Here is a 23166-nt window from a genome sequence, read left to right as displayed (position 1 = left end):
GGATGTTGAATCCTGTTCCGTAGTGTGGGAAGCAGTTGTGTCCTTCGTTGTCATCGGGAGAGGATCGTGAGTGTGAACGATCAAAAACTGCGAGTCGGTGTCGTTGGTCTCGGTTTCGCCGGGCGGACCGCGCTGGAGGCGTTCTCCGAACTGCCGGACGTCGAGGTGATCGCGCTGGCGGGTCTGGAGAAGGACACGCTGACCAGCCTCGGCGAGAAGCACGGCGTCCCGCATCTGTACGAGAAGTGGGAGGACCTGCTCGAGACGCCCGGCCTGGAAGCGGTCAGCGTCGGTACGCCGACCCAGCTGCACGCCCCGATCGCGCTCAAGGCGCTGGAGAAGGGCCTGCACGTGCTGTCCGAGAAGCCGCTGGCGCGCACCGTGGCCGAGGGCACCGCGATGGTCGAGGCCTCGAAGCAGGCCGGCCGGGTACTCAAGGTCGTGTTCAACCACCGCGAGCGTGGTGACGTCGCGGCGCTGAAGCACCAGATCGACGAGGGCCAGCTCGGCCGGATCTACTACGCGAAGGCGCACTGGATGCGCCGCAACGGCATCCCGGGCATGGGCGGCTGGTTCACGAACCGGGAGTTGTCCGGCGGCGGACCGTTGATCGACCTCGGCGTGCACATCCTCGACATGGCGCTGCACCTGATGGGCGAGCCGCAGATCAGTACGGTGTCCGCGGACACGTTCGCGGAGCTCGGCCCGCAGGGCAAGGGCAGCTCGAGCAGCCCGGACCGTCCGACCGTCGACACGCTCGGGTCCAAGTTCGAGGTCGAGGACCTGGCGACGGCGTACCTGCGGCTGAAGGGCGGCGGCGCGCTGCAGCTGGAGACCAGCTGGGCGACGTACCGGGCGCCGGGGGACAACTTCGGCATCGAGCTGTTCGGGACCGAGGGCGGCGCGAAGATCGAGGTACAGAACTACACCACCACCGACACGCTGCGGATCTTCACCGACGTGGCCGGCGTACCGGCCGAGGTGAAGCCGGCGACCGGGCCGGGCCTCGGGCACCGCGCGGTCGTGCGGGAGTTCGTACGGATCGTGAACAGCGGTGAGTGGGAAGGCCAGAACGGGTCCGAGGCGCTGCTGCGGACCGAGATCATCGACGCTTGCTACGCGTCCGCGAAGGCGGGCCGAGAGGTGGTTCTCCATGACTGAGTCCAAGGGTCCGATCCGCGTCACGGTCTGGGGCGAGAACGTCCACGAGGGCCGCGACGAGACCGTCCGCAAGGTCTACCCGGACACCATGCACGGCACGATCGCGGCGGCGCTGCGCGAGAAGCTCGGCCAGGACGTCGTCGTCCGTACCGCCACGCTGCAGGACCCCGAGCACGGCCTGACCGAGGAGGTGCTCGCCGACACCGACGTACTCACCTGGTGGGGGCACGCCGCGCACGGTGACGTCGACGACGCGATCGTCGACCGGGTGCAGCAGCACGTACTGTCCGGGATGGGCCTGATCGCGCTGCACTCGGCGCACTTCAGCAAGATCTTCATCAAGCTGATGGGGACCACCTGCTCGCTGGACTGGCGGGCCGAGAACGACCGCGAGCTGATCTGGACGGTCGCGGCAGGGCACCCGATCGCGCAGGGCATCCCGCACCCGCTGGTGATCGAGCGCGAGGAGATGTACGGCGAGCTGTTCGACATCCCGCAGCCGGACGAGCTGGTCTTCGTCAGCTCGTTCTCCGGCGGCGAGGTGTTCCGCTCGGGCTGCTGCTACCGCCGCGGCCAGGGCCGGGTCTTCTACTTCCGCCCCGGCGACCAGGAGTACCCGACCTACCACCAGCCAGAGGTCCAGCAGATCATCGCGAACGCCGCCAAGTGGGCCGCCCCTACCAGCCCCCGCCAACTCCCGACCGTGCACCACCGAGGCACAACAGGCTGGTTCGAGAAGGCCTGATGGACGACGCGCGGCCGGCCTTCCCCTCCAGGCTGGCCGCCGTCACCCTCACCACCGGCGGCGTCACCGCCGACATCAACCACGAGACCATCGGCCCAGCCCTCGACAGCTGGTATTTCCCGCGTTACCCGGGCCTGACCATGATCGTCCCGCAGGACGGTCTGGCCACCGCGATCGACGACTTCGTAGACGACCACCGGGCGCTGTTCACGGACGAGGTGCAGTTCGGCGCATGGATCAACCCGGACTCGCGGCTGTGCTACCTCGATCTCATCACGCACGCGCCGGAGCGGGGGCTGGCTGAGGAGTTGGCTGGGCGGTACGGGGTAGAGGGTGGGCGGCGGGTGGTGGCGATCTACAACCCGGTTCGGGCAGTGACTGTGCGGCTTGGGACGGGCTGAGATGTGGTGTGGCGCCGGGGCCGGATAGGGTCCGTGGCATGGTTGATGTTGCGGGGATCTTTAAGGCTTATGACGTCCGGGGGGTTGTGCCGGACCAGTTCGACGAGTCGGTGGCGCGGGCTGCCGGGGCGGCGATGGTCGAGGTCCTGGACGTGCTCGCGGGTCCCGGGGCGGTCGTGATCGGGTACGACATGCGGCCGTCCAGCCCGGCGCTGGCGGCGGCGTTCGCCGAAGGTGTGACCAGTACCGGCGCGGACGTCATCGACATCGGTCTCGCGTCCACCGACCAGCTGTACTTCGCGTCCGGGCGGCTCGACCTGCCCGGCGCGATGTTCACCGCCAGCCACAACCCGGCGAAGTACAACGGCATCAAGCTGTGCCGTGCCGGCGCCGCACCGGTCGGCAGCGACTCGGGCCTGCGGGACATTGCCGACCTGGTCGCCAAGGCCCTGACCGAGGGCCCGGCGACCGCCGCGTCCGCCGGCCACGTCACCCACAAGGACCTCCTGACCGCGTACGCGGACCACCTGCACGACCTGGTCGACCTGAGCGGCATCCGCCCGCTGACCGTGGTCGTCGACGCCGGGAACGGCATGGGCGGCCACACCGTCCCGGCCGTCTTCGCGGACGGCCCGGTGACGATCATCCCGCTGTACTTCGAGCTCGACGGCAACTTCCCGAACCACGAGGCGAACCCGCTCGACCCGAAGAACCTGGTCGACCTGCAGGCGAAGGTCCGCGAGACCGGCGCCGACCTCGGGCTGGCGTTCGACGGCGACGCCGACCGCTGTTTCGTGGTCGACGAGCAGGGCGACCCGATCTCGCCGAGCGCGATCACCGGTGCGGTCGCCGTTCGCGAGCTCGCCAAGCACCCCGGCTCGACGATCCTGCACAACCTGATCACCTCCAAGGCGGTGCCGGAGCTGATCACCGAGCACGGCGGTACGCCGGTCCGTACCCGGGTCGGGCACTCGAACATCAAGCAGAAGATGGCCGAGACCGACGCGGTGTTCGGCGGCGAACACTCCGCGCACTACTACTTCCGCGACTTCTGGCGTGCCGACACCGGCATGCTGGCGGCGCTGCACGTGCTCGCCGCGCTCGGTGAGCAGGACAAGCCGGCGAGCGAGCTGTTCGCGGTGTACGAGCGATACGTCGCCTCCGGCGAGATCAACAACACCGTCGACGACCAGGCAGCGACGGTCGCGGCGATCGAGGATACGTATTCTGGCGTCGACGGCGTGACCGTCGACCATCTGGACGGGTTGACCGTGTCGGCGGGACAGTGGTGGTTCAACGTCCGTGCGTCGAACACGGAGCCGTTGCTGCGGCTGAACGTCGAGGCCGCGGACCGGGCCGGCATGGAACGCGTCCGAGACGAAGTACTGGCCCTGATCACTGGTGCGTAGGGAGAACTGAATGGCAGTCAATCTGGACCCGGATCTGTTGAGCATCCTGGTCTGCCCGAAGTGCCGCTCGGAGTTCCGCGTGGACGACGAGGCGAGCGAGCTGATCTGCACCAACGCCGGCTGCGCGCTGGCGTACCCGGTGCGTGACGACATCCCGGTGCTGCTGATCGACGAGGCCCGGGACACCAGGGAAACGGCGTCGACGGAATAGTGATGAGTCCCTTCGACGACACCAGGCTCGACGACCCGGCCGCACTCGAGGCGGCGGACCACCTGTTGCGCCGGCTGGCAATGGCCGGTGCGCGGGTCCGCGCCGAGCTGGAGGCGTCCGAGGACGTGCTGTCCGGCCTGGCCTCGGATGGTTTCCGTCCGCGGGCAGTGGTCGCCGCCGGCCGCGACGCCCGCCTCGTCCGCGCCGTACTGGAGCCGGTCTGCCCGGTGCCCTTCCTCGCCTGGCCCGGTCCGGGTCTGCCCGGCTGGGCGGGCCCGCTGGACCTGGTTGTCGTACTGGCCGGTGCCACCGAGGACCTGGACGCGGTCTCGGCCGCGGGCGAGGCAGTGCGCCGGGGTTGCGGGCTGATGGTCGCGGCGCCGGAGGACTCGCCCGTGGCCATCGCGTCCGCGGGGCTGCGGCACGCGATCCGGCTGCCGTCCCAGTCCGACGACCAGTTGGCGTCCGCCGTCGCGGTGCTGCAGGCGCTGCACCAGATGGACCTGGGTCCGGAGGTGGATCACAAGGCCGTCGCGTCGATGCTGGACGACGTGGCGATCGAGTGCTCGCCGAACACGGACGTCTCGTCCAACCCCGCCAAGGAGTTGGCGCTGGTGCTGGCCGACGCGCTGCCGCTGGTCTGGGGCGGTTCCGTCCTGGCAGCACGCGCGGCTCGCCGCGTGGTCGAGGCGCTCCGGCTGGCCAGCGGACGTCCCGCCCTGGCTGCTGACGCGGGACATCTGCTCCCGGTGCTCAACCAGCCGCCGCGGGACCTGTTCGCGGACCCGTTCGACAAGCCGGCGGAGGTCCGGCCGGCGCTGATCGTGCTGGACGACGGCGTGGACGACCCCGGCGTCGCGGAGCACCGCCGCAAGCTGGAGGCCAAGGCGCAGGCCCACGACGTCCGGGTCTTCACGGTCACGCAGGCCAACGGCACGGACATCGCCCGGTACGCCGCTCTGACCCAGCACGGCCGGTATGCCGCGGCGTACCTCGGTCTCGGCCTCGGCCGGTACGGTACGTCGTCCGAGGACGACCCGCTCGAGCCAGGGAACCCTTCGGAGGACCCAGCGTGGTAGTCCCGCTGCAGAACACGATCCGCGACTACGCGTGGGGCTCGCACACCGCGCTCCCCGAGCTGCTCGGCGTCCAGCCGGACGGCAAGCCGCAGGCAGAGCTGTGGATGGGCGCGCACGAGTCCGCGCCGTCCGTACTGCCGACTGGCGACACCCTGTACGACGCGGTGTCGGCCGACGCCGGCGCGGTGCTGGGTGCGGAGACGGCCGAGCGGTTCGACGGCCGGTTCCCGTTCCTCGCGAAGCTGCTCGCCGCCGGGCAGCCGTTGTCGATCCAGGCGCATCCTTCGCGGGAGCAGGCGATCGACGGGTACCGGCGCGACGAGGAGGCCGACGTCCCGCGGGACGCCGCCGACCGGAACTACAAGGACGCCTGGCCGAAGCCGGAGATACTGATCGCGCTCGAGCCGTTCGACGCACTGGTCGGTTTCCGGCCGCTCGACCGTACGGTCGCGTTGCTGGATGCGCTGGCCCCTGCGGGGTTCGGCGAGCTGACGGACCTGCTGCGCAACGGGAAGCTGCGCGAGGCGTTCACCGACTTCATGAGCCGCGACCGGGACGCGATCCGTCCGATGGTCGGTGCGCTCGGTGAGGCCGTCGCACAGTATGCCGGCGACGCGTTCCCGCTCGAGCGCGAGACGCTGTCGAAGTTGTGCGCGGACTTCCAGGACGATCCCGGCGTACTGGCTGCGTTGTTGCTGAATCGCGTACGGCTGCAGCGGTTCGACGCGGTGTACCTGCCGGCCGGCAACGTGCACGCGTACCTGCACGGTCTCGGCTTCGAAGTCATGGCGAACTCGGACAACGTCCTGCGCGGCGGCCTGACCGCCAAGCACATCGACGTACCGGAGCTGGTCTCGGTGGTGGACTTCGAGCCGCTGGACAACCCGGTGCTGACCGCGACCCCGGCCGGCAACGGCGTGGCGACGTACGACACCGGCTGTGAGTACTTCGCGATCCACCGGGTCGAGCTGGACGACGACGAGCGCACGGTCGAGGGCGTCGGCCCGCGGATCGTCTGCTGTGTCGACGGCAGCGTGAGCGTTGTCGATGCTGCGGGCAAGGAATCCGCCGTCACGTTGCCCGCGGGCCGTTCCGCGTTCGCCTCGGGAACCGAAGGACCCTGTACCCTGCGTGGTTCCGGCACGGCGTTCGTCGTGTCCGCCCGCTGACTCTTGCTGCATCGTTTCCTGGGAGGACTCGAACAACCATGGCTGGTGGCGGTAACAAGGCTGTCGTCGCTGCTTTGCTGGCGAACGCAGGTATCGCGGTCACCAAGTTCGCGGCCTGGGCGCTGACCCAGTCGGCCTCGATGCTGGCCGAGGCGATCCACTCGACCGCGGACTGCGGCAACCAGGTGCTGCTGCTGGTCGGCAGCAAGCGGGCCAAGCGGGCGGCCGACGACCTGCACCAGTTCGGGTTCGGCCGCGAGCGGTACGTCTACTCGTTCATCGTGTCGATCGTACTGTTCAGCGTCGGCGGCCTCTTCGCGCTGTACGAGGGGTACCACAAGGTCCACGACCCGCACGGGATCGACAACTGGAAGTGGGTCCCGATCGCGGTGCTGGTGCTCGCGATCACGATGGAGAGCTTCTCGTTCCGGACCGCGATCCTCGAGTCCAACAAGCTGCGCGGCAAGGTCACCTGGGTCCGCTTCATCCGGAACGCGCGCGCCCCGGAGCTGCCGGTCATCCTGCTCGAGGACTTCGCGGCGCTCACCGGTCTGGTGCTCGCGCTGCTCGGCGTCATCCTGACGCTTGCCACCGGCAACGGTGTGTTCGACGGCCTGGGTTCGATGGCGATCGGCGCGCTGCTGGTCTGCGTGGCGGTCTTCCTGGCGATCGAGATGAAGTCGCTGCTGCTCGGCGAGTCCGCGACCCGCGAGGCGCAGCAGCGGATCGTCACCGCGATCGAGAACACCCCTGGTGTGCAGCGTCTGATCCACATCAAGACCCTGCACCTTGGCCCGGAGGAGGTTCTGGTCGCCGCGAAGCTTGCCGTCGAGCCGACCACCGACGCGGCCGTCGTCGCGGAGACCATCGACGCCGCCGAACGCGCCATCCGCGCGGCCGAGCCGATGTCGGTGCACATCTACCTCGAGCCCGACGTCTACGTCGAGAACCACACCACCGACGCCCGCCCCGCCATCCCCGAAGCCCCCTCGCACTAACCCACCATTTGCCTGGCAGACCCACCAAATGAGGGGTTCCACACCGCAGTCCCGGGTGTAGAACCCCTCATTTGCCTGGCCGACCCACCACTTTCGCTGGCTTGCCAGGCAAATGGGGAGGGCGGGCGGGGGGTCAGCGGGGGCGTGGGGGGAGGACGCCGGAGCGGCCGAGCCATCTGAGGGCGCGTTCGCGGTCGATCTCGGCCTGGGTGGGTGGCGCGCTGAGCCGGCCGGTGCGGTAGCCGAGGTTGCGGATGTCGGCAGCCACGGACGGCTCCGCCAGCGCTCTCAGGGCGAACGCGAGTGCGGCCGGCGTCACGTCGTACCGGCGTTCGAGATCGAGCGCCAGACGTACGGCGGCCAGGTCCCGGTCGTCGTACTGACGCTGCGCGGTCTGCCCGGATCTGGAGCGGGGCAGAAGCCCGAGCGCCTCCCGGTAGCGCAGCATGCGCGGAGTGGTACCCAGTTGGCGAGCGGCCTCGGTGATGCGCATAGCATCAATCTTGACATTTCGGTGTCAAAATCGCGCCTGGAGCGATCAAACCGCGTGCCTCGGCCCTCTAGGCTCAGGTCAGTCAGAATCACAGTCTTCAGGGGAGCGGCATGACCTTCGACTACAAGGTGGCAGACCTCGGGCTCGCCGAGTTCGGGCGCAAGGAGATCCGGCTGGCCGAGCACGAGATGCCCGGCCTGATGGCGATGCGCGCGCAGTACGGCGACAGCAAGCCGCTGGCCGGGGCGCGGATCATGGGGTCGCTGCACATGACGATCCAGACCGCGGTGCTGATCGAGACGCTGATCGCGCTCGGCGCCGAGGTGCGCTGGGTCTCCTGCAACATCTTCTCCACCCAGGACCACGCCGCCGCCGCGGTCGTCGTCGGCAGCGGTACCGCCGAGGCGCCGGCCGGCGTCCCGGTCTTCGCCTGGAAGGGCGAGACCCTCGACGAGTACTGGTGGTGCACCGAGCAGGCGCTGAAGTGGCCGGGCGGTGAAGGCCCGAACATGATCCTCGACGACGGTGGCGACGCCACGATGCTCGTCCACAAGGGCACCGAGTTCGAGAAGGCGGGCGCCGTCCCGGACCCGTCGACCGCGGACTCCGAGGAGTACGGCGTCGTACTCAAGCTGCTGACCCGCACGCTGACCGAGGACCCGCAGCTGTGGACCACCATCGGTCAGGGCATCAAGGGTGTCACCGAGGAGACCACGACCGGCGTGCACCGGCTGTACGAGATGCACAAGGCCGGCGCGCTGCTGTTCCCGGCGATCAACGTCAACGACTCGGTCACCAAGTCGAAGTTCGACAACAAGTACGGCTGCCGGCACTCGCTGATCGACGGCATCAACCGCGCCACCGACGTCCTGATCGGCGGCAAGGTCGCGGTCGTCTGCGGGTACGGCGACGTCGGCAAGGGCTGTGCGGAATCGCTGCGTGGGCAGGGCGCCCGGGTGATCGTCACCGAGATCGACCCGATCTGCGCGCTGCAGGCCGCGATGGACGGGTACCAGGTGTCGACGGTCGACGACGTGGTCGGGATCGCGGACATCTTCGTCACCACCACGGGCAACAAGGACGTCATCACCGCCGACCACATGGCGGCGATGAAGCACCAGGCGATCGTCGGCAACATCGGCCACTTCGACAACGAGATCGACATGGCCGGGCTGTACAAGACGGCCGGTGTCGAGCGGGTCAACATCAAGCCGCAGGTCGACGAGTTCCGGTTCGCCGACGGGCACACGATCATCGTGCTCTCCGAGGGCCGCCTGCTGAACCTGGGCAACGCCACCGGGCACCCGTCGTTCGTGATGTCGAACTCGTTCACCAACCAGGTGCTCGCGCAGATCGAGCTGTTCGTGAAGACGGCCGACTACCCGACCGAGGTGTACGTGCTGCCGAAGCACCTCGACGAGATGGTCGCCCGGCTGCACCTGGACGCACTCGGCGTGAAGCTCACCGAGCTGACCAAGGAGCAGTCCGCCTACCTCGGCGTCCCGATCGAGGGCCCGTACAAGGCCGAGGCCTACCGCTACTAACCGAACCGCCACGCAGGCAGAACCCCCTCAAAACAGCCCTCAAAGGCCGTTTTGAGGGGGTTCTGCCTGCCTGGGGATCCAGTTAGAACCATTGGGTTGACTCGTTGCTGCCGGGGGCGGCCCAGCCTTGGGGGTTGAGGAGGGCGGGGCGAGAGGTTTGCGGCGGGGGCGGGGCGAAGGGGCCGGGCGGGGGAGGCACCGGTGGGAGCACGCCGTACGGGCTGGGCGGAGCGTATTGGTTGGGTGGGGCGTACGGGCTTGGTGGCGCGTAGGGGGTGGGCGGGGCGAAGAGGCCGGTGTGGGTGGGGCGTTGGGTGGAGAGGCGGTGGAGTTCGCGGCGGCGGCGTTCGGCCAGTACGGCGGACAGGTACGCGGGTGCGATGATCTGGTACGGCGGCGTGGGGGCGGTGACGGCGGCGACGCGGGCGGCCAGGGCCTCGCCGATGGCGTACTGGGCGCCGGGGAGGAGCTCGGTGTAGCGGGCCAGGTAGTCGCGGGCCGCGTTCGCCAGTTCGTCGGGCAGCCGGGACAGCTCGAGCGACTGCGCCCACTGCACCAGCGGTCCGGGCACGAACAGCGGCGGCGACCCGATCGGCTGCTGCCGTTCGCGGATGACGACCGTACCGGCGACCATGTCCCCGATCCGCTTGCCCTGCTTGTTCATCAGGCTCGCGACGATCCCGGGGCTCGCCGCGAACCACGGCGCGAAGTCCACGAAGAACCACATCAGCGTCCGCACCAGCGCGTGCCGGAACCGGATCGAGCTGCCGTCGTCGCGGACCACCTTCAGCCCGAGCACCATCTTGCCGAGCGTCCGCCCGCGGGTCAGCGTCTCCATCACGAGCCGGTAGCCGACGACCACGAGCAGTACGACGATGAAGATCAGCGCGACCGCCAGCGCCTCGCTCGTCTCGCTCCCGAACAGGAACCCGGCCAGCAGCGCGAGCAGGACCGTCAGCACGATGCCCTGCAGCAACACGTCGATGGCACACGCCAGGGCCCGCGTCGGCATCCGGGCAATCCGTACCTGAAGGACGACCGCTTCGCCGGTGACCAGCTGAGACACTTCGTCGCCCCCCTCCTGCACAGACACTCGGTCCGGTTAGTCTGCCATCAGTCGGGTGGAGGAGGTGGCGGGTGGACGTAGAAGCGTTTGTATCGGTGCATCAGCCGCAGTGGGATCGCCTGGCGCGCCTGACCCGTCGCCAGCGTCGCCTGTCCGGTGCGGAGGCCGAGGAGCTCGTCGTGCTCTACCAGCGCGTCGGCACCCACCTGGCCGCGCTGCGGGCTGCTGGAGCGGACCCGGTGTCCATCGGTCGCCTGTCCGGGCTGATCGCGGACGCTCGCGGTGCCGTGACCGGTGCACAGGCACCCGTGTGGCGAGACATCTCGAAGTACTTCCTGGTCAGCTTCCCGGCCGCGCTCTACGCGTCCAGACGCTGGTGGATCCCCATCGGGCTGCTGTTCTATCTGGTCGCGGCCTGGACCGCCTGGCGGATCCTGGCGCACCCGGAGGTCGTCGACTCGATTGCCACACCGGACCAGGTCAAAGACCTCGTCGGCCACGGCTTCGAGTCGTACTACTCCGACAACCCCGCACAGGACTTCGCGCTCCGGGTGTGGATCAACAACACGACCCTCGCCGCCTCGGCGCTCGCCCTGGGGATCCTCTTGGTCCCCTCGGTCTTCGTGTTGTGGGACAACGCGGTCAACCTCGGCATCAATGCGGGCCTGATGATCAGTCACGAGAAGGGCGGCCTGTTCTTCAGCCTGATCACCCCGCACGGCCTGCTCGAGCTGACCACGGTCTTCATCGCGGCCGCCGCGGGCCTGCGGCTCGGCTGGGCCTGGGTCGTCCCCGGGCCACGGACCCGCATGCAGGCGCTCGCCCAGACCGGTCGCGCCACCGTCGGGATGGCGATCGGTCTCGGGGCGCTCCTCCTGGTCACCGGCCTCATCGAAGCGTTTGTTACACCGTTCCTTCCGGGTCCGGTCCGCGTCACCATCGGCATCGTGGTCGAGCTGGCGTTCTTCACGTACGTCTGGACGCTCGGCCGGCGCGCCTACCGCAGCGGTGAGTACGGCGACATCGACGAAGCCGACCGCGAGGCCACCGCTCCCGTCTCCGCCTGACGGTTTGTCCACTGGGCACAGGTCAGAGGTGAGGACGGCTCAAGAAGTACGGCACAGCCGCGCGTACGGCATCGCGATCGCGGTCGGTCTGATCGCGTACGGCGTCGTGCACCTGCTGATCGCGTGGATCGCACTGCAGCTCGCCTTCGGCAAATCGTCGCAGGAGGCGTCGCAGCAGGGTGCGCTGAAGGAGCTCGCAGGGAATCCGCTCGGCGGCGCCCTGCTGTGGGTGGTCGCGATCGGCCTGCTGGCACTGGTGATCTGGCGGGTTCTCGAGCTCGTCTACGGCGATCTCGACCTGGAGAAGAAGGTCTCCGCGACCGGCCGGGCGATCGTCTACCTGGTGCTCGGGATCAGCGCGATCAAGGTGGCCGTCGGGTCCGGTGGCTCGAGCACGAGCCAGCAGCAGTCGCTGTCCGCGAAGGTGATGTCGCACGGGCCGGGCCGGGTGCTGATCGTCGTGGTCGGCGTGGTGATCATCGGGATCGGTGTACGTCAGCTCCATAAGGCGGTGACGAAGAAGTTCACCGAGGATCTGGTCGGTGGGGTGTCCGACGTGACCGTCCTGCTCGGCCGGACCGGGTACGCCGCGAAGGGCGTCGCGTTCGGTGTCGTCGGCGTGCTGTTCGGCTGGGCGGCGATCGCCTACGACCCGAAGAAGGCCGGTGGGCTCGACACCGCACTGCACACGATCAAGGAGCAGGCGTTCGGCTCCGTACTGCTGACGGTGCTCGCGATCGGCCTCGCGGCGTTCGGCCTGTACTGCTTCAGTTGGTCCCAGAACGCCCGCCGCTGACAGGTCCGCGGCGGGCTCGGGCGGGCTCAGATGGGCTCAGGCGGGCAGGTCGCGGCGGCGGAGGCCGAGCAGGCCGGCGAGGCCGACGACGAGAGCGATGGCCAGCAGTACGACGAGCGGACCGGCCTTCGCGGTGCCGCCCGGAAGCGTTGGCAGATGAGTGAACGGCGAGATGTCGCGGATCCAGCCCGCTGTCGCCACGCCCGCGCTCACCAGCCCGATCAGGATGCACACCGCCGGCCCGGCCCACGACACCATCGACGCCTGCGGGAAGAAGCCGATGATCGCGATCGCGATCGCGGCGAGCACCCAGACCGCGGGCAGCTGGGCGAGTGCGGCCGCGATCAGTCGCGGTACTTGACCACCCACATCCCCGATCGCCGCGCCGTACGCGAGCCCCTCGGCCAACCCCGCGGCGAGCAGTGCGACGGCCGGGCCGAGCAGGCTGAAGACGAGATGACTGCCGGCCCACTCCCAACGGCTCGTCGCAGTCGCCAGCACCGGTTCGGCCCGGCCGCTGCTCTCCTCGACCCGCATCCGCAGCGTGGCCTGCACGGCGTACGCGGACGCGATCAGGCCGACGAGGGTCATCACACCGGCCAGGAACGAGTCGATCAGTCCGGACGCCCCGCCCATCCGCTGGAACATCTCCTGGATGGACGGATCGTCGCGCATCAGATCGCCGACGCCCTTGGCGACGCCGCCGAACAGCAAGCCCAGCAAGGCGAATCCGATCGTCCACGCGATCAGCAGCCCGCGGTGCAGCCGCCACGCCAGCGCGAGAGGCGTGCCGAGCGTACCGTCCGCCGGACCGAGCCGATCGGGTAGCAGACCGGCGCCGACATCTCGTCGTACGGCAAGACTCACCGCCACGACGACCAGCAGGGCGGTCACGGCCAGGAGGACGGCGCCCAGCCACCAACGGTTCTGGGCGTACGGATGGATCTGTTGTGCCCAGCCGATCGGGGAGATGTACGACAACCACGCGAGCGGGCCGTCAGTGTGCGCACTGGTGTCGCCGGCGGCTCGCAGTACGTAGGCCGCTCCGAGTACGCCGATCGCGATGCCGCGGGCCGTACCGGCGCTCGCGGTCAGCTGCGCCGCGACCGCGCCGACGGCCGCGAACAACCAGCCGGTGCCGGCGTAGACGATGCCGATGGCAACCGATCCGCCGAGCGGCAGGTCCTGGCTGTGCATGCCGAGGGCAAGCAGTACGCCGAGCACCAGGTTCGCGCCGAGGATGGTGATCAGAGCGGCGGCCAGCTGCGCATGCCGGCCGACGACGGTTGCCCCGAGCAACTCCCGGCGCCCGGTCTCCTCCTCGACGCGGGTGTGCCGGATCACCGTGAGCAGGCTGATCAGTCCGACCATCACCGGGACGAACCCGAGTCGCCACGTCACGAACTCGCCGAGACTCGACCCGGAAAGCTCGCCGTACAAGGTGATGAAGCCCGCGTTGCTCGCGTACTCGATCCGCGCGTCCGGAGTCGGGAACAGGTCTCCGTACTGCTTGACGTAGCTCACCGAGATCGCGGTGAGCAGCACGATCCACAGCGGCAGGGCGACCCGGTCACGGCGCAGGACCAGCCGGATCAGGCCGCCCGTTCCGGCGAGGCTCTTCACTTCGCTGCCTCGGGTTCGTACAGCCGCAGGAACAGTTCCTCGAGCGACGGCGGCTGGCTGACCAGGCTCCGTACGCCGATGTCGGTCAACCGGCGCAGGACCGGGTTGATCTCGTCGGTGTCGACGTCGAACCGGACGCGGCCGTCGTCGACCTGCAGATCGTGGATGCCGGCGAGCTGCGCGAGACCGTTCATCGGGCCGACCAGCTCCGCCTGGATCGAGGTCCGCGTGAGGTGCCGGAGCTCGCTCAGCGTGCCGCTCTCGACGGCGCGGCCGGCGCGGATGATCGTGACCCGGTCGCACAACGCCTCGACCTCGGACAGGATGTGGCTGGACAGCAGGACCGTACGGCCGTCGCGGTCGCTGAGCTCCTGTACGACCTCGCGGAACACCTCCTCCATCAACGGATCCAGGCCGGAAGTCGGCTCGTCCAGGAGCAGCAGTTCGACGTCGGACGCGAACGCGGCGACCAGCGCGACCTTCTGCCGGTTGCCCTTCGAGTACGCGCGCGCCTTCTTGCGCGGGTCGAGGTCGAACCGTTCGAGCAGCTCGGCCTTGCGCAACTTGTCCACGCCGCCGCGCATCCGCCCGAGCAGGTCGATCGCCTCGCCGCCGGACAGGTTCGGCCACAGGGTGACATCGCCGGGTACGTACGCGAGGCGCCGGTGCAGGTCGGTGGCGTCCGACCACGGATCGCCGTCCAGGACCGTCGCCTTGCCGCCGTCCGCGCGGGTCATCCCGAGCAGGATGCGAATGGTGGTGGTCTTCCCGGCGCCGTTCGGGCCGAGGAACCCGTGCACTTCACCGGTTCGCACCGCGAGGTCGAGACCGTCCAGGGCGTGCGTGCGCCCGAACCGCTTGACCAGACCTTCCGTGCTGATCGCAGCCGGCATGATCACTTCTCCTGTTTCCGCAAGTTGTCGACTTGTTCTGAGTTGAGCAGCGGGATCGTGAAGACCTCCATCAGGGCCTGACCGATCCGGTTGTAGCCCTCCGGGGTGCTGATGTCCTCGCCGAGCGCCTTCGAGACCTGCTCGCGGAACACGAACACGCTGAGCTTGATCGCGGCCAGCGCGGCCGCGTACCCACGGCGGTCCTTCGGCTCGATGCCGTACGTCGTGGTCCACTCCTCGACCGCGTCGACGCCCTCGAGGAACAGCGCCGTCGCGGTCTCCGAACCGTCCATCATCGAGCGCACGATGTAGAGCTGCAGCGGGAACGCGACCGGATGCAGCGCGAGCGGATCGAGACCCGACAGGTCGTGCTCCTGCGTCAGCTCGGTGCCGATCTGCAGCATCCGGTCCTTCGCGTACTTGTCGCACGCCTCCCGGAGCGACTCCTTCGACCCGAAGTGATGCCGCACCAGCCCCGACGACACGCCGGCCGCGGCCGCAATGTCCCGGATCGACGTCCCGTCGATGCCGCGCTCCCCGAACAACCGGATCGCCGCATCCCGGATCCGCGCCCGCGCCGTCAGGTCCTCTGCCGCTCGATCCATCCCCAGCTCCTCTCCCTACACACAGAAGCAAACTACTACACAAGCGTGTAGTCAAGTCGAAAGAAGGTTACTTACGTGTGACAAAGCTTCGTAGTTCGTTGACAGCACCCTGCGTGATGGTGTGGTTTCTTCCCCAAACACCAACACCGGCTAATGAAGGTGGGCGGCCCGATGAGGAAGCTGTTGGCGGTGCTGGCGGCGTTGTGCTTGCTGGCGGTGGGGTCCGGGACGGCGATGGCGGCCGACCCGGTGCAGAAGAAGGTCATCAAGATCGGGGTGACGCAGTCGGTCGACTCGATGAACCCGTTCCTGGCGGTCCGCCTGGTGACCGGGTCGATCCAGCGGATGATCTACGGGTTCCTCACGGTGCCGGACTCCAAGACGCTGCAGCCGAGCCCGGATCTGGCGGAATCCTGGACGACGTCGCCGGACGGGCTGACCTGGACGTTCAAGATCCGGCAGGCGAAGTGGTCCGACGGGCAGCCGATCACGGCCGCGGACCCGGCCTGGACGTTCAACAAGATGATGACCGACGACGGCGCGAAGACCGGCAACGGACCGGCCGTGGAGAACTTCCAGAGCGTCACCGCGAACGGTCAGGAGCTGACGATCAAGCTCAAGACCCCGCAGGCGTCGATGCTCGACAACCCGGTGCCGATCATGCCCAAGCACGTCTGGGAGAAGGTCAAGGACATCTCGAAGTACGACGGCGAGGTGTACCCGACCGTCGGCAGCGGGCCGTACACCGCGGTCGAGCACAAGAAGGACCAGTTCGTTCGGCTGGAGGCGAACCCCGACTACTGGCGCGGCCGTCCCAAGATCGACGAGCTGCAGGTGATCTTCTACGACAACCCGGCCGCGTCGATCGTCGGGCTGAAGAAGGGCGACATCGACCTGATCGGCCGGCTGAACCCGCCGGACTTCGAGTCGCTGAAGGGCGACGACAACATCGTGCAGTGGAACACCCAAGGCCGGCGGGCGTCGTACCTGCAGATCAACCACGGCGCGACGACCAGCGACAACAAGCCGATCGGTGACGGGCATCCGGCGCTCAAGGACCCGAAGGTCCGGACCGCGCTGCACTATGCGATCGACAAGCAGAAACTCGTCGACGAGGTCCAGGGCGGCCTGGCGAAACCGGCCGACGGGTCGATCATCCCGCCGCTGTACAAGGACTTCTTCTGGGAGGCCAGTGGCGCCGAGAAGGTCACGTTCGACCTCGCGAAGGCGAACAAGATCCTCGACGACGCCGGGTACAAGAAGGGGCCGGACGGGGTCCGGACGATGCCGGACGGGTCGCGGAAACTCCAGTTCCGGTTCAGCATTCACACCGACACGCCGATCGAGGACAAGCTCGCCGAGTACCTGACGGGCTGGTTCAAACAGATCGGTATCACGCTGACCACCAAGCGGCTGGACTCCAGCAAGTTCACCGAGGAGACCGGTACGACCGCGCTGTTCGACATCGCGATCAGCGGCTGGTCGGTGAACCCGGACCCGGAGGAGGTGCTCGGTACGCACCTGTGCAGCCGGCGCCCGACCGCGTCCGGTCAGGGTGGCGGCACCGAGTCGTTCTACTGCGACCCGACGTACGAGAGCCTCTACCTGCAGCAGCAGAAGGAACTCGACCGCGGAAAGCGTGCGGAAACAATCAAGAAAATGGAGGAACGGCTGTACGTCGACGCGCCGGTGATCGCCCTTTACTACCCGAACGACCTCGAGGGCTACCGCAAGGACCGGATCGCGAACATCACGCCGATTCCCGAGGACAAGGGCCTGCTGTACGGGGGCTCCGGCTACTGGCCGTTCTACACGCTCGAGGCAGTGTCGAAGGGTGGAAAGGCCGGAGACGGCGGGTCGGACGTGGGCGTGATCGTGGGCGTGGCAGCCGGCATCGTCGTGCTCGCCGGGGCCGCCTTCCTCGTCCTGCGGCGCCGGGGCGGCACCGCCGACGAGCGCGAATGACGAACCTTTTGCCCGGCGTGGGCCGGGAGGTCCGGTGACGACGGCTGTCGACGAGCTCGAGCAGAGCCCGGCGCGCCACGGTCTGCTGCGGTACGCGGCGACCAAGGCGGGCGGGGCCCTGCTCAGCATCGCGATGGTGATCGTCGCGACGTTCTTCCTGTTCCGGCTGCTGCCGGGCGACCCGGTCCGGGCGCTCGCGCAGGGCCGGAACATGACGCCTGAGCAGCTCGACCTGGAACGCGCGCGGCTCGGGCTGGACAAGTCGGTGCCGGAGCAGTTCGTGCACTTCGTCAAGCAGACGCTGACCTTCGACCTCGGTACGTCGTACGAGTACAAGCGGCCGGTCCTGGACCTGATCGGTGAGCGGATCGGGCCGACCCTTTTGCTCACCGGTACGGCGCTCGTGATGGCCGTGGGCCTCGGCCTGTGGCAGGGCGCCCGCGCCGGCTGGAAGCCGGGCAGCCGGTTCGACAAGGTGTCGACGGCGATCTCGCTGGTGCTGTGGTCGGTGCCGACGTTCTGGCTCGGGCTGTTGCTGCTGATGGTGTTCGCGGCCGGGATCGGCCCGATTCCGGGCGTCTTCCCGACCCGCGGCAGTTCGAGCGTCGACAAGCCGGACGGGTTCGCCGGCGTACTGGACGTCGGGCAGCACATGGTGCTGCCGTGCCTCACGCTGGTCGCGGTCGTCTACGCGCAGTACCTGCTGGTGATGCGGTCGTCGGTGATCGACGAGGTCGGTCAGGACTACATCACGACGGCGCGGGCCAAGGGGTTGCGCGACGACGACGTACGGCGCAAGCACGCCGTACCGAACGCGCTGCTGCCGACCGTGACGCTGGTGTTCATGCGGATCGGGTTCGTGGTGGGCGGCGCGGTGACGGTCGAGGCGATCTTCAGCTGGCCGGGGCTCGGGCAGCTGTTCTACGAGGCGATCCGGGTGCCGGACTTCACGTTGATGCAGGGCACCTTCCTGCTGATCACGGTTTCGGTGATCGTGATGAACACGCTGGCCGACGTGGTCTACCACGTCCTCGATCCACGGGTGAGGTCGGCATGAGTACGGTTGCGTGGGAGCGACGGAAACGCGCGGCCGGAAAGTTCTGGGTCGATTTCCGAAAACATCGCGCCGGAGTTGCCGGGCTGGTGATTCTCGCGGTCGCCGTGATCCTGGCGCTGATCGCGCCGCTGTTCATCGACGCCGGGGTGACGAACGTGGTGTCCGGCACCCGTGCCAAGCTCGCGCCGCCGAGCCTGCACGACCCGCTCGGCACCGACGAGTCCGGGCGGTCCATCCTGCTGATGATCTGGTGGGGTTCGCGAACCTCGCTGCTGATCGGTTTCCTCGCGGCCCTGCTGAGCATGGTGATCGGCACCGTGCTCGGCATCGCGGCCGGGCACTTCCGGCGCTGGGCGGGCGCGGTGATTCTGCGCGTGACCGACTGGTTCCTCGTACTGCCGTCGCTGGTCACCGCGCTGGTGCTCGCGGCGATCCTCGGTGGCTCGACCGCGACCATCATCGTGGCGATCGGCGTCACCTCGTGGCCGTCGACGGCGCGCCTGATCCGGGCGCAGACGCTCGCGGTCGAGGCCCGCCCGTACATCGAGAGGTCGCTCGCGCTCGGAGCCGGCCACTGGCACATCACCACCCGGCACGTGCTGCCGAACGTCGCCCCGTTACTGCTGGCCAGTACGACGCTGGAGGTGGCGAGCGCGATCGTCACCGAGTCGACGCTGGCGTTCCTCGGCGTCAGCGCGAACAAGACCTCCTGGGGCACGATGCTGCGCGGCTCGTACGACTGGGGCGCGGCGACCGCCGGCGCCTGGTGGTACATCCTGATTCCGGGTCTGTGCATCGTGGCCGTGGTGATGGCATTCACCTTGTGTGGAAGGGCTTTGGAGACAGTGCTGAATCCCCGGCTGCGGACGGGAGCGGTCTGATGCTCGAACTCGACGACCTGTCGGTGACGTATCGGACCGGCGCGTCCGGCGACGTGCCGGCCGTCCGTGGCGTGTCCCTGGAACTGGCGGCGGGCGAAGCGCTCGGTCTGGCGGGCGAGTCCGGTTCGGGCAAGTCCTCCGTCGCGCTCGCCCTGCTCCGGCTGCTACCGCGGTCGGCCGTCGTCGGCGGCAAGGTGATACTCGACGGCGAGGACGTACTGGCCATGAAGTGGGGCCGGCTGCGCGCCGTCCGATGGTCATCGGCGTCAATCGTTTTCCAGGGCGCCCAACACGGGCTGAACCCGGTACGGCGGATCGGGGCGCAGATCGCCGAGCCGCTGCTCGTACACAAGCTTGCGTCCGGTGCGGCCGCCGATGCGCGAGTACAGGAGTTGCTGGCACAGGTCGGATTGCCGGCCTGGCGGGCGCGCAGTTATCCGCACGAGCTCAGTGGTGGCCAGCGGCAACGAGTGATGATCGCGATGGCGCTGGCGTGTTCCCCGCAGCTGATCATCGCGGATGAGCCGACGACCGCGCTCGACCTGATGGTGCAGGCGCAGGTGCTGACGCTGATCCGCCAGTTGATCGCCGAGCACGGGATCTCGCTGCTGATGATCTCGCATGACCTGTCGGTGCTCGCGGACGTCTGCGACCGGCTCGCGGTGATGTACGCCGGCCGGCTGGTCGAGGTCGGGCCGTCGTCGGGCGAGTTCCGGCACCCGTACAGTCAGGCACTGGCCGCGGCGTTCCCGACCGTCGGCGATCCGGCGTCGCGACTCGCTCCGCGCGGTCTGGCCGGCGATCCGCCGGATCCGCAACAGCTGCCGGGTGGGTGTGCGTTCCATCCGCGGTGCCCGGTCGCGCTCGAGTCGTGCGCGAGTACCGACGTACAACTGCTGGTGTCGGGTGACCGGGCGGCCGCCTGCGTCCTGGTGGGGGAGTGACTCTTGCTAGAGGCAACTGAGCTGCAGGTCGAGTTTCCCGGCCGCGGTGGACGCCGGGCGCGGGCCGTCGACGGCGTCAACCTGGCCATCGGTGACGGCGAGATCGTCGCGCTGGTCGGTGAATCCGGCTGCGGCAAAACCACACTCGCCCGTACGTTGCTCGGCCTCGAACGCCCGAGCGGTGGACGGGTCACGTACGACGGTGTGCCGCTGAGCTACAAGACGCGGGCGCTCCGCGCGTTCCGGCGCCAGGTCCAACTCGTACTCCAGGACCCGATGGGCTCACTGAACCCCCGCCAGACAGTCTATGAAGCCGTGGCGGAAGGCCCACGCATCCACGGCCTCCCGGGCAAGCTCTCATCCGCCTCGGATCTGCCGGCGGACGAGGAGGCGCTTGTCGCGTCGGCGTTGTCTCGGGCGGGACTGCGGCCGCCCGAACGGTTCTTCCAGCGGTACCCGCACGAGCTGTCCGGCGGGCAGCGGCAACGGGTCGTCATCGCCGGAGCGCTCGCCCTCGACCCGAAGGTCCTGATCGCCGACGAACCGGTCGCGTCCTTGGATGCCTCGGTCCGCGGCGAGATCCTCTCGCTGCTGTTGCGGCTCCGCGACGATCTCGGCCTGTCGGCGCTTGTCGTCACCCACGACCTCGGTCTGGCCTGGAACATCGCCGACCGGGTCGCCGTCATGTACCTCGGCCGGATCGTCGAGTCCGGTCCCACCGAGGACGTGCTGACCAACCCGCAACACCCGTACACGCAGGCACTCCTGAGCGTCCTGCCCGAGTCCCCGGCCCGCATCGTCCTCACCGGCGAGCCGCCCGACCCGACGCGCATCCCGAGCGGCTGCCGCTTCCACCCCCGCTGCCAACTGGTAGCCGCAGGCAACGGCACCCCAGCCTGCACCACCACCCCCCTCCCCGTCCTCCCCACCACCCCCAAACCCCAAGTAGCCTGCCACGTCGCCGCCCCACCCCCCACCCCCTAACCGCCCCCTAACCGCCCCCTAACCGCCCCCACCCGCACCCCAACCCCGCACCCCCGCCTGTGCACCCCACCCTGCGCACCCAACCCCGCGCACCCCACCCCGCGTCGCCCGCCGACAACGCGGGTGGATATCCACCGGCGTTGTGGGTTCTCTGCTCGTATGCCGACAGAGAACCCACAACGCGAGTGGAGAACCTCGGGTGTTCGGGTGGTTCAGTGGGTTGACAATAGTTCACAGATCGTAGAACTATTAGCGGATGGCGCAACATCAGGTGGATCGGTTTTTCGAGGTGCTGGCTGATCCGACGCGGCGGCAGGTGGTGCAGCTGCTCGGTGAGAGGCCGCAGCGCGCGGGGCAGCTGGCCGCGGCGACCGGCACGTCGTCGCCGGCGATGAGCCGGCACCTGCGGATCCTGCTGGAGGCCGGGCTGGTCGCCGACGAGCGGGTTCCGGACGATGCGCGGGTGCGCGTGTTCCGGCTCAATCCGGAGCCGGTCGTCGCCGTCCAGGCCTGGCTCGACCAGGTCCAGGCGCACTGGCGCGACCAGCTGGGCGCCTTCAAGCGACACGTCGAGCAGAAGGGGAATTCCGATGACTGAGCAGTCCGTGGAGGTCGCCGTCGAGGTTGCCGTGGATCCGGCGACCGCGTTCCAGGTGTTCACGGAGGAGATCGACCTGTGGTGGGTCCGCGGCCCGATCAACTTCTGGGACTCCGCGCGGGCGGTCGAGATCCGGATCGAGCCCGGCGTCGGCGGCCGGATCCTCGAGGTGTACGCCGACGACGCGCTCGAGCGCGGCGTGATCACCACCTGGGAGCCTGGTGTCCGGTTCGAGTACCGCAGCTCCACCGACGACACCGAGACCAGCGTCAGCTTCGACCCGACCGCTTCCGGCACGCGTGTGACCGTTCTCGAAGCCCTTGTCGACGGTGGCACCAAGGCCGTCTACTCCTGGCAGAACGTGCTGCACTGGTTCCCGGCCTGGGTCGCCCGTCGCGACACCGCGCCGCACGCGGTGCGCGAGGTCGGCCGGCTCGCGATCGCCTTGTCCTACGAGGATCCCGCCGCGGCAGCCCGCTGGTTGCACACAGTGTTCGGCCTCGAGACCTGGGACCGCGTACCTGAAGAAGGCAAGCAGCCGACCTGGATCGAGCTGCACGCCGGCGCGTCCTCGATCATCGTGCTGCCCCGCTCCGAGCCGGGCGTCCCAGGCGCGGACCACGCGGCCTGGGTGTACGTCGACGACCTCGACGCGCACTTCGCCCGCAGTCAGGACAACGGCGCCAAGATCCTGTCCGAGATCCACCAGTACGGTTATCGCAGTTACGAGGCCGAGGATCTGGAGGGGCATCGGTGGACGTTCCTTCAGGCTCGCCCGACCATGCAGTGATCGAGGAGCCGCTCACCGGTGGGCGTCTGACGACCGGGGCGGTGCGTGCCGGCAACACGGTACGCCGCCCCGGGTCGGACCGCTCCGCCTTCACTGCACAGCTCCTCGAACTCCTTGCAGAAAACGGTTTCGCGGCCGCCCCGACGTACCTCGGTCAAGACGAGACCGGCCGCGACGTCCTCACCTACCTGGACGGTTGGGTACCGTCCAGGTATCAACGTTGGGACGACCAACAGATCGCGGCGGCCGGAGCTCTCCTCCGCGCATTCCACGACGCGACCCGCGACACCGGCCTGGCCGCCGGGCACCCGGTCGTCTGTCACCACGACCCGGCTCCCACCAACTTCGTCTTCACCGGCGACCTGCCCACCGGCCTGATCGACTTCGATCTCGCCGCCCCAGGTGATCCACTCGAGGATCTCGGGTACGCCGCCTGGACCTGGTGCATCGCGTCCAAACACGCCGACCCGGAACGCCAAGCGCACCAAGTCCGGGTCCTGGCCGACGCCTATGCCCTGCAGGACATGGACGGACTGATCCCGGCCGTCCTGGCACAACAGCTCCACAACGTCGACTTCTGGACCGCCCGCCCCTGCAAAGAACAGGCCGAACGCATCGCCTGGTCGTACCGCGAACACGCCTTCGTCTCAACCAACAGAAGCATCTTCGAGGATGCTCTCCGATGAC

Annotated in this window: 24 protein-coding genes; 19 read left to right on the top strand and 5 right to left on the bottom strand. The window is 68.7% G+C overall.

Annotated elements, in window-relative coordinates; all coding sequences use genetic code 11:
* Nucleotides 1-72: 72 nt before the first annotated feature.
* From ACGFI6_RS05815 to ACGFI6_RS05780, 8 genes are read left to right on the top strand one after another with little or no spacing between them, the layout of a single operon-like run.
* Nucleotides 73-1161, top strand: coding sequence for a Gfo/Idh/MocA family protein (locus ACGFI6_RS05815; RefSeq protein ID WP_393115507.1), 1089 nt, complete (start codon nucleotides 73-75; stop codon nucleotides 1159-1161).
* On the top strand, nucleotides 1154-1906 hold the full coding sequence (locus ACGFI6_RS05810; RefSeq protein WP_393115506.1) for a ThuA domain-containing protein: 753 nt from the start codon (nucleotides 1154-1156) through the stop codon (nucleotides 1904-1906). The genes ACGFI6_RS05815 and ACGFI6_RS05810 overlap by 8 nt, the downstream gene beginning before the upstream one ends.
* Nucleotides 1906-2307, top strand: a complete 402-nt coding sequence (locus tag ACGFI6_RS05805) for a hypothetical protein (RefSeq protein ID WP_393115505.1) — start codon at nucleotides 1906-1908, stop codon at nucleotides 2305-2307. Before ACGFI6_RS05810 ends, ACGFI6_RS05805 begins: the two co-directional genes overlap by 1 nt.
* A gap of 38 nt (nucleotides 2308-2345) precedes the next feature.
* On the top strand, nucleotides 2346-3716 hold the full coding sequence (locus tag ACGFI6_RS05800) for a phosphomannomutase/phosphoglucomutase (RefSeq protein ID WP_393115504.1): 1371 nt from the start codon (nucleotides 2346-2348) through the stop codon (nucleotides 3714-3716).
* Nucleotides 3717-3726: 10 nt separating this feature from the next.
* Nucleotides 3727-3927, top strand: coding sequence for a Trm112 family protein (locus ACGFI6_RS05795; protein WP_393115503.1), 201 nt, complete (start codon nucleotides 3727-3729; stop codon nucleotides 3925-3927).
* Nucleotides 3928-3929: 2 nt separating this feature from the next.
* Nucleotides 3930-5006: an SIS domain-containing protein gene (locus tag ACGFI6_RS05790; RefSeq protein ID WP_393115502.1), complete on the top strand. Its 1077-nt coding sequence runs from the start codon at nucleotides 3930-3932 to the stop codon at nucleotides 5004-5006.
* On the top strand, nucleotides 5000-6175 hold the full coding sequence (manA, locus tag ACGFI6_RS05785) for a mannose-6-phosphate isomerase, class I (protein WP_393115501.1): 1176 nt from the start codon (nucleotides 5000-5002) through the stop codon (nucleotides 6173-6175). Before ACGFI6_RS05790 ends, manA begins: the two co-directional genes overlap by 7 nt.
* 38 nt (nucleotides 6176-6213) lie before the next feature.
* Nucleotides 6214-7173: a cation diffusion facilitator family transporter gene (locus ACGFI6_RS05780; protein ID WP_393115499.1), complete on the top strand. Its 960-nt coding sequence runs from the start codon at nucleotides 6214-6216 to the stop codon at nucleotides 7171-7173.
* Nucleotides 7174-7306: 133 nt separating this feature from the next.
* Here the strand turns inward: ACGFI6_RS05780 and ACGFI6_RS05775 are convergent, their stop codons facing one another.
* Nucleotides 7307-7666: a MerR family transcriptional regulator gene (locus ACGFI6_RS05775; protein ID WP_393115498.1), complete on the bottom strand. Its 360-nt coding sequence runs from the start codon at nucleotides 7664-7666 to the stop codon at nucleotides 7307-7309.
* 110 nt (nucleotides 7667-7776) lie between these two features.
* Between ACGFI6_RS05775 and ahcY the strand changes: the two genes are divergently transcribed.
* Complete coding sequence (gene ahcY, locus ACGFI6_RS05770; protein ID WP_393115496.1) at nucleotides 7777-9210, top strand: adenosylhomocysteinase; 1434 nt, start codon at nucleotides 7777-7779, stop codon at nucleotides 9208-9210.
* Between the two features lie 82 nt (nucleotides 9211-9292).
* Here the strand turns inward: ahcY and ACGFI6_RS05765 are convergent, their stop codons facing one another.
* Nucleotides 9293-10276, bottom strand: a complete 984-nt coding sequence (locus ACGFI6_RS05765) for an RDD family protein (protein ID WP_393115495.1) — start codon at nucleotides 10274-10276, stop codon at nucleotides 9293-9295.
* 71 nt (nucleotides 10277-10347) lie between these two features.
* Between ACGFI6_RS05765 and ACGFI6_RS05760 the strand changes: the two genes are divergently transcribed.
* Together ACGFI6_RS05760 and ACGFI6_RS05755 are read left to right on the top strand one after the other, a co-directional pair.
* Nucleotides 10348-11343, top strand: a complete 996-nt coding sequence (locus tag ACGFI6_RS05760) for a stage II sporulation protein M (protein ID WP_393115494.1) — start codon at nucleotides 10348-10350, stop codon at nucleotides 11341-11343.
* Nucleotides 11344-11371: 28 nt separating this feature from the next.
* Complete coding sequence (locus tag ACGFI6_RS05755) at nucleotides 11372-12139, top strand: DUF1206 domain-containing protein (RefSeq protein ID WP_393115493.1); 768 nt, start codon at nucleotides 11372-11374, stop codon at nucleotides 12137-12139.
* 36 nt (nucleotides 12140-12175) lie between these two features.
* On the opposite strand, the gene ACGFI6_RS05750 is transcribed toward ACGFI6_RS05755, so the two are convergent.
* From ACGFI6_RS05750 to ACGFI6_RS05740, 3 genes are read right to left on the bottom strand one after another with little or no spacing between them, the layout of a single operon-like run.
* Nucleotides 12176-13762: an ABC transporter permease gene (locus ACGFI6_RS05750; protein WP_393115492.1), complete on the bottom strand. Its 1587-nt coding sequence runs from the start codon at nucleotides 13760-13762 to the stop codon at nucleotides 12176-12178.
* Complete coding sequence (locus ACGFI6_RS05745) at nucleotides 13759-14655, bottom strand: ATP-binding cassette domain-containing protein (RefSeq protein ID WP_393115491.1); 897 nt, start codon at nucleotides 14653-14655, stop codon at nucleotides 13759-13761. Before ACGFI6_RS05745 ends, ACGFI6_RS05750 begins: the two co-directional genes overlap by 4 nt.
* 2 nt (nucleotides 14656-14657) lie before the next feature.
* Nucleotides 14658-15260: a TetR/AcrR family transcriptional regulator gene (locus ACGFI6_RS05740; RefSeq protein ID WP_393115490.1), complete on the bottom strand. Its 603-nt coding sequence runs from the start codon at nucleotides 15258-15260 to the stop codon at nucleotides 14658-14660.
* A 171-nt stretch (nucleotides 15261-15431) separates the two neighbouring features.
* Between ACGFI6_RS05740 and ACGFI6_RS05735 the strand changes: the two genes are divergently transcribed.
* The 8 genes from ACGFI6_RS05735 to ACGFI6_RS05700 all read left to right on the top strand — a co-directional run bounded on the left by ACGFI6_RS05735 (nucleotide 15432) and on the right by ACGFI6_RS05700 (nucleotide 23165).
* Nucleotides 15432-17225: an ABC transporter substrate-binding protein gene (locus ACGFI6_RS05735; RefSeq protein WP_393115489.1), complete on the top strand. Its 1794-nt coding sequence runs from the start codon at nucleotides 15432-15434 to the stop codon at nucleotides 17223-17225.
* Between the two features lie 34 nt (nucleotides 17226-17259).
* Nucleotides 17260-18282: an ABC transporter permease gene (locus ACGFI6_RS05730; protein ID WP_393115488.1), complete on the top strand. Its 1023-nt coding sequence runs from the start codon at nucleotides 17260-17262 to the stop codon at nucleotides 18280-18282.
* The gene (locus ACGFI6_RS05725) at nucleotides 18279-19163 is read left to right on the top strand and encodes an ABC transporter permease (protein ID WP_393115487.1); all 885 of its coding nucleotides are present in this window, start codon (nucleotides 18279-18281) and stop codon (nucleotides 19161-19163) included. The genes ACGFI6_RS05730 and ACGFI6_RS05725 overlap by 4 nt, the downstream gene beginning before the upstream one ends.
* Complete coding sequence (locus tag ACGFI6_RS05720; protein WP_393115486.1) at nucleotides 19163-20107, top strand: ABC transporter ATP-binding protein; 945 nt, start codon at nucleotides 19163-19165, stop codon at nucleotides 20105-20107. Before ACGFI6_RS05725 ends, ACGFI6_RS05720 begins: the two co-directional genes overlap by 1 nt.
* 3 nt (nucleotides 20108-20110) lie before the next feature.
* The gene (locus ACGFI6_RS05715) at nucleotides 20111-21091 is read left to right on the top strand and encodes an ABC transporter ATP-binding protein (protein WP_393115485.1); all 981 of its coding nucleotides are present in this window, start codon (nucleotides 20111-20113) and stop codon (nucleotides 21089-21091) included.
* Between the two features lie 256 nt (nucleotides 21092-21347).
* Nucleotides 21348-21689 carry an ArsR/SmtB family transcription factor gene (locus ACGFI6_RS05710; RefSeq protein WP_393115484.1) on the top strand — a complete coding sequence of 114 codons (342 nt, stop codon included), beginning with the start codon at nucleotides 21348-21350 and terminating at the stop codon, nucleotides 21687-21689.
* Nucleotides 21682-22479 (top strand): VOC family protein, encoded by a 798-nt coding sequence (locus tag ACGFI6_RS05705; protein ID WP_393115483.1) that lies wholly within the window; start codon nucleotides 21682-21684, stop codon nucleotides 22477-22479. Before ACGFI6_RS05710 ends, ACGFI6_RS05705 begins: the two co-directional genes overlap by 8 nt.
* Entirely contained in the window at nucleotides 22443-23165 is a 723-nt protein-coding gene (locus ACGFI6_RS05700) for a phosphotransferase (protein ID WP_393115482.1), read from the top strand. Before ACGFI6_RS05705 ends, ACGFI6_RS05700 begins: the two co-directional genes overlap by 37 nt.
* The last annotated feature ends 1 nt before the right edge of the window (nucleotide 23166 follow it).

This window comes from Kribbella sp. NPDC048928 (genome assembly GCF_043197975.1).
Classification (GTDB): Bacteria; Actinomycetota; Actinomycetes; order Propionibacteriales; family Kribbellaceae; genus Kribbella.
The sequence above is the reverse complement of the archived record's forward strand: the minus strand, read 5'-3'. Positions and strand labels throughout refer to the sequence as shown.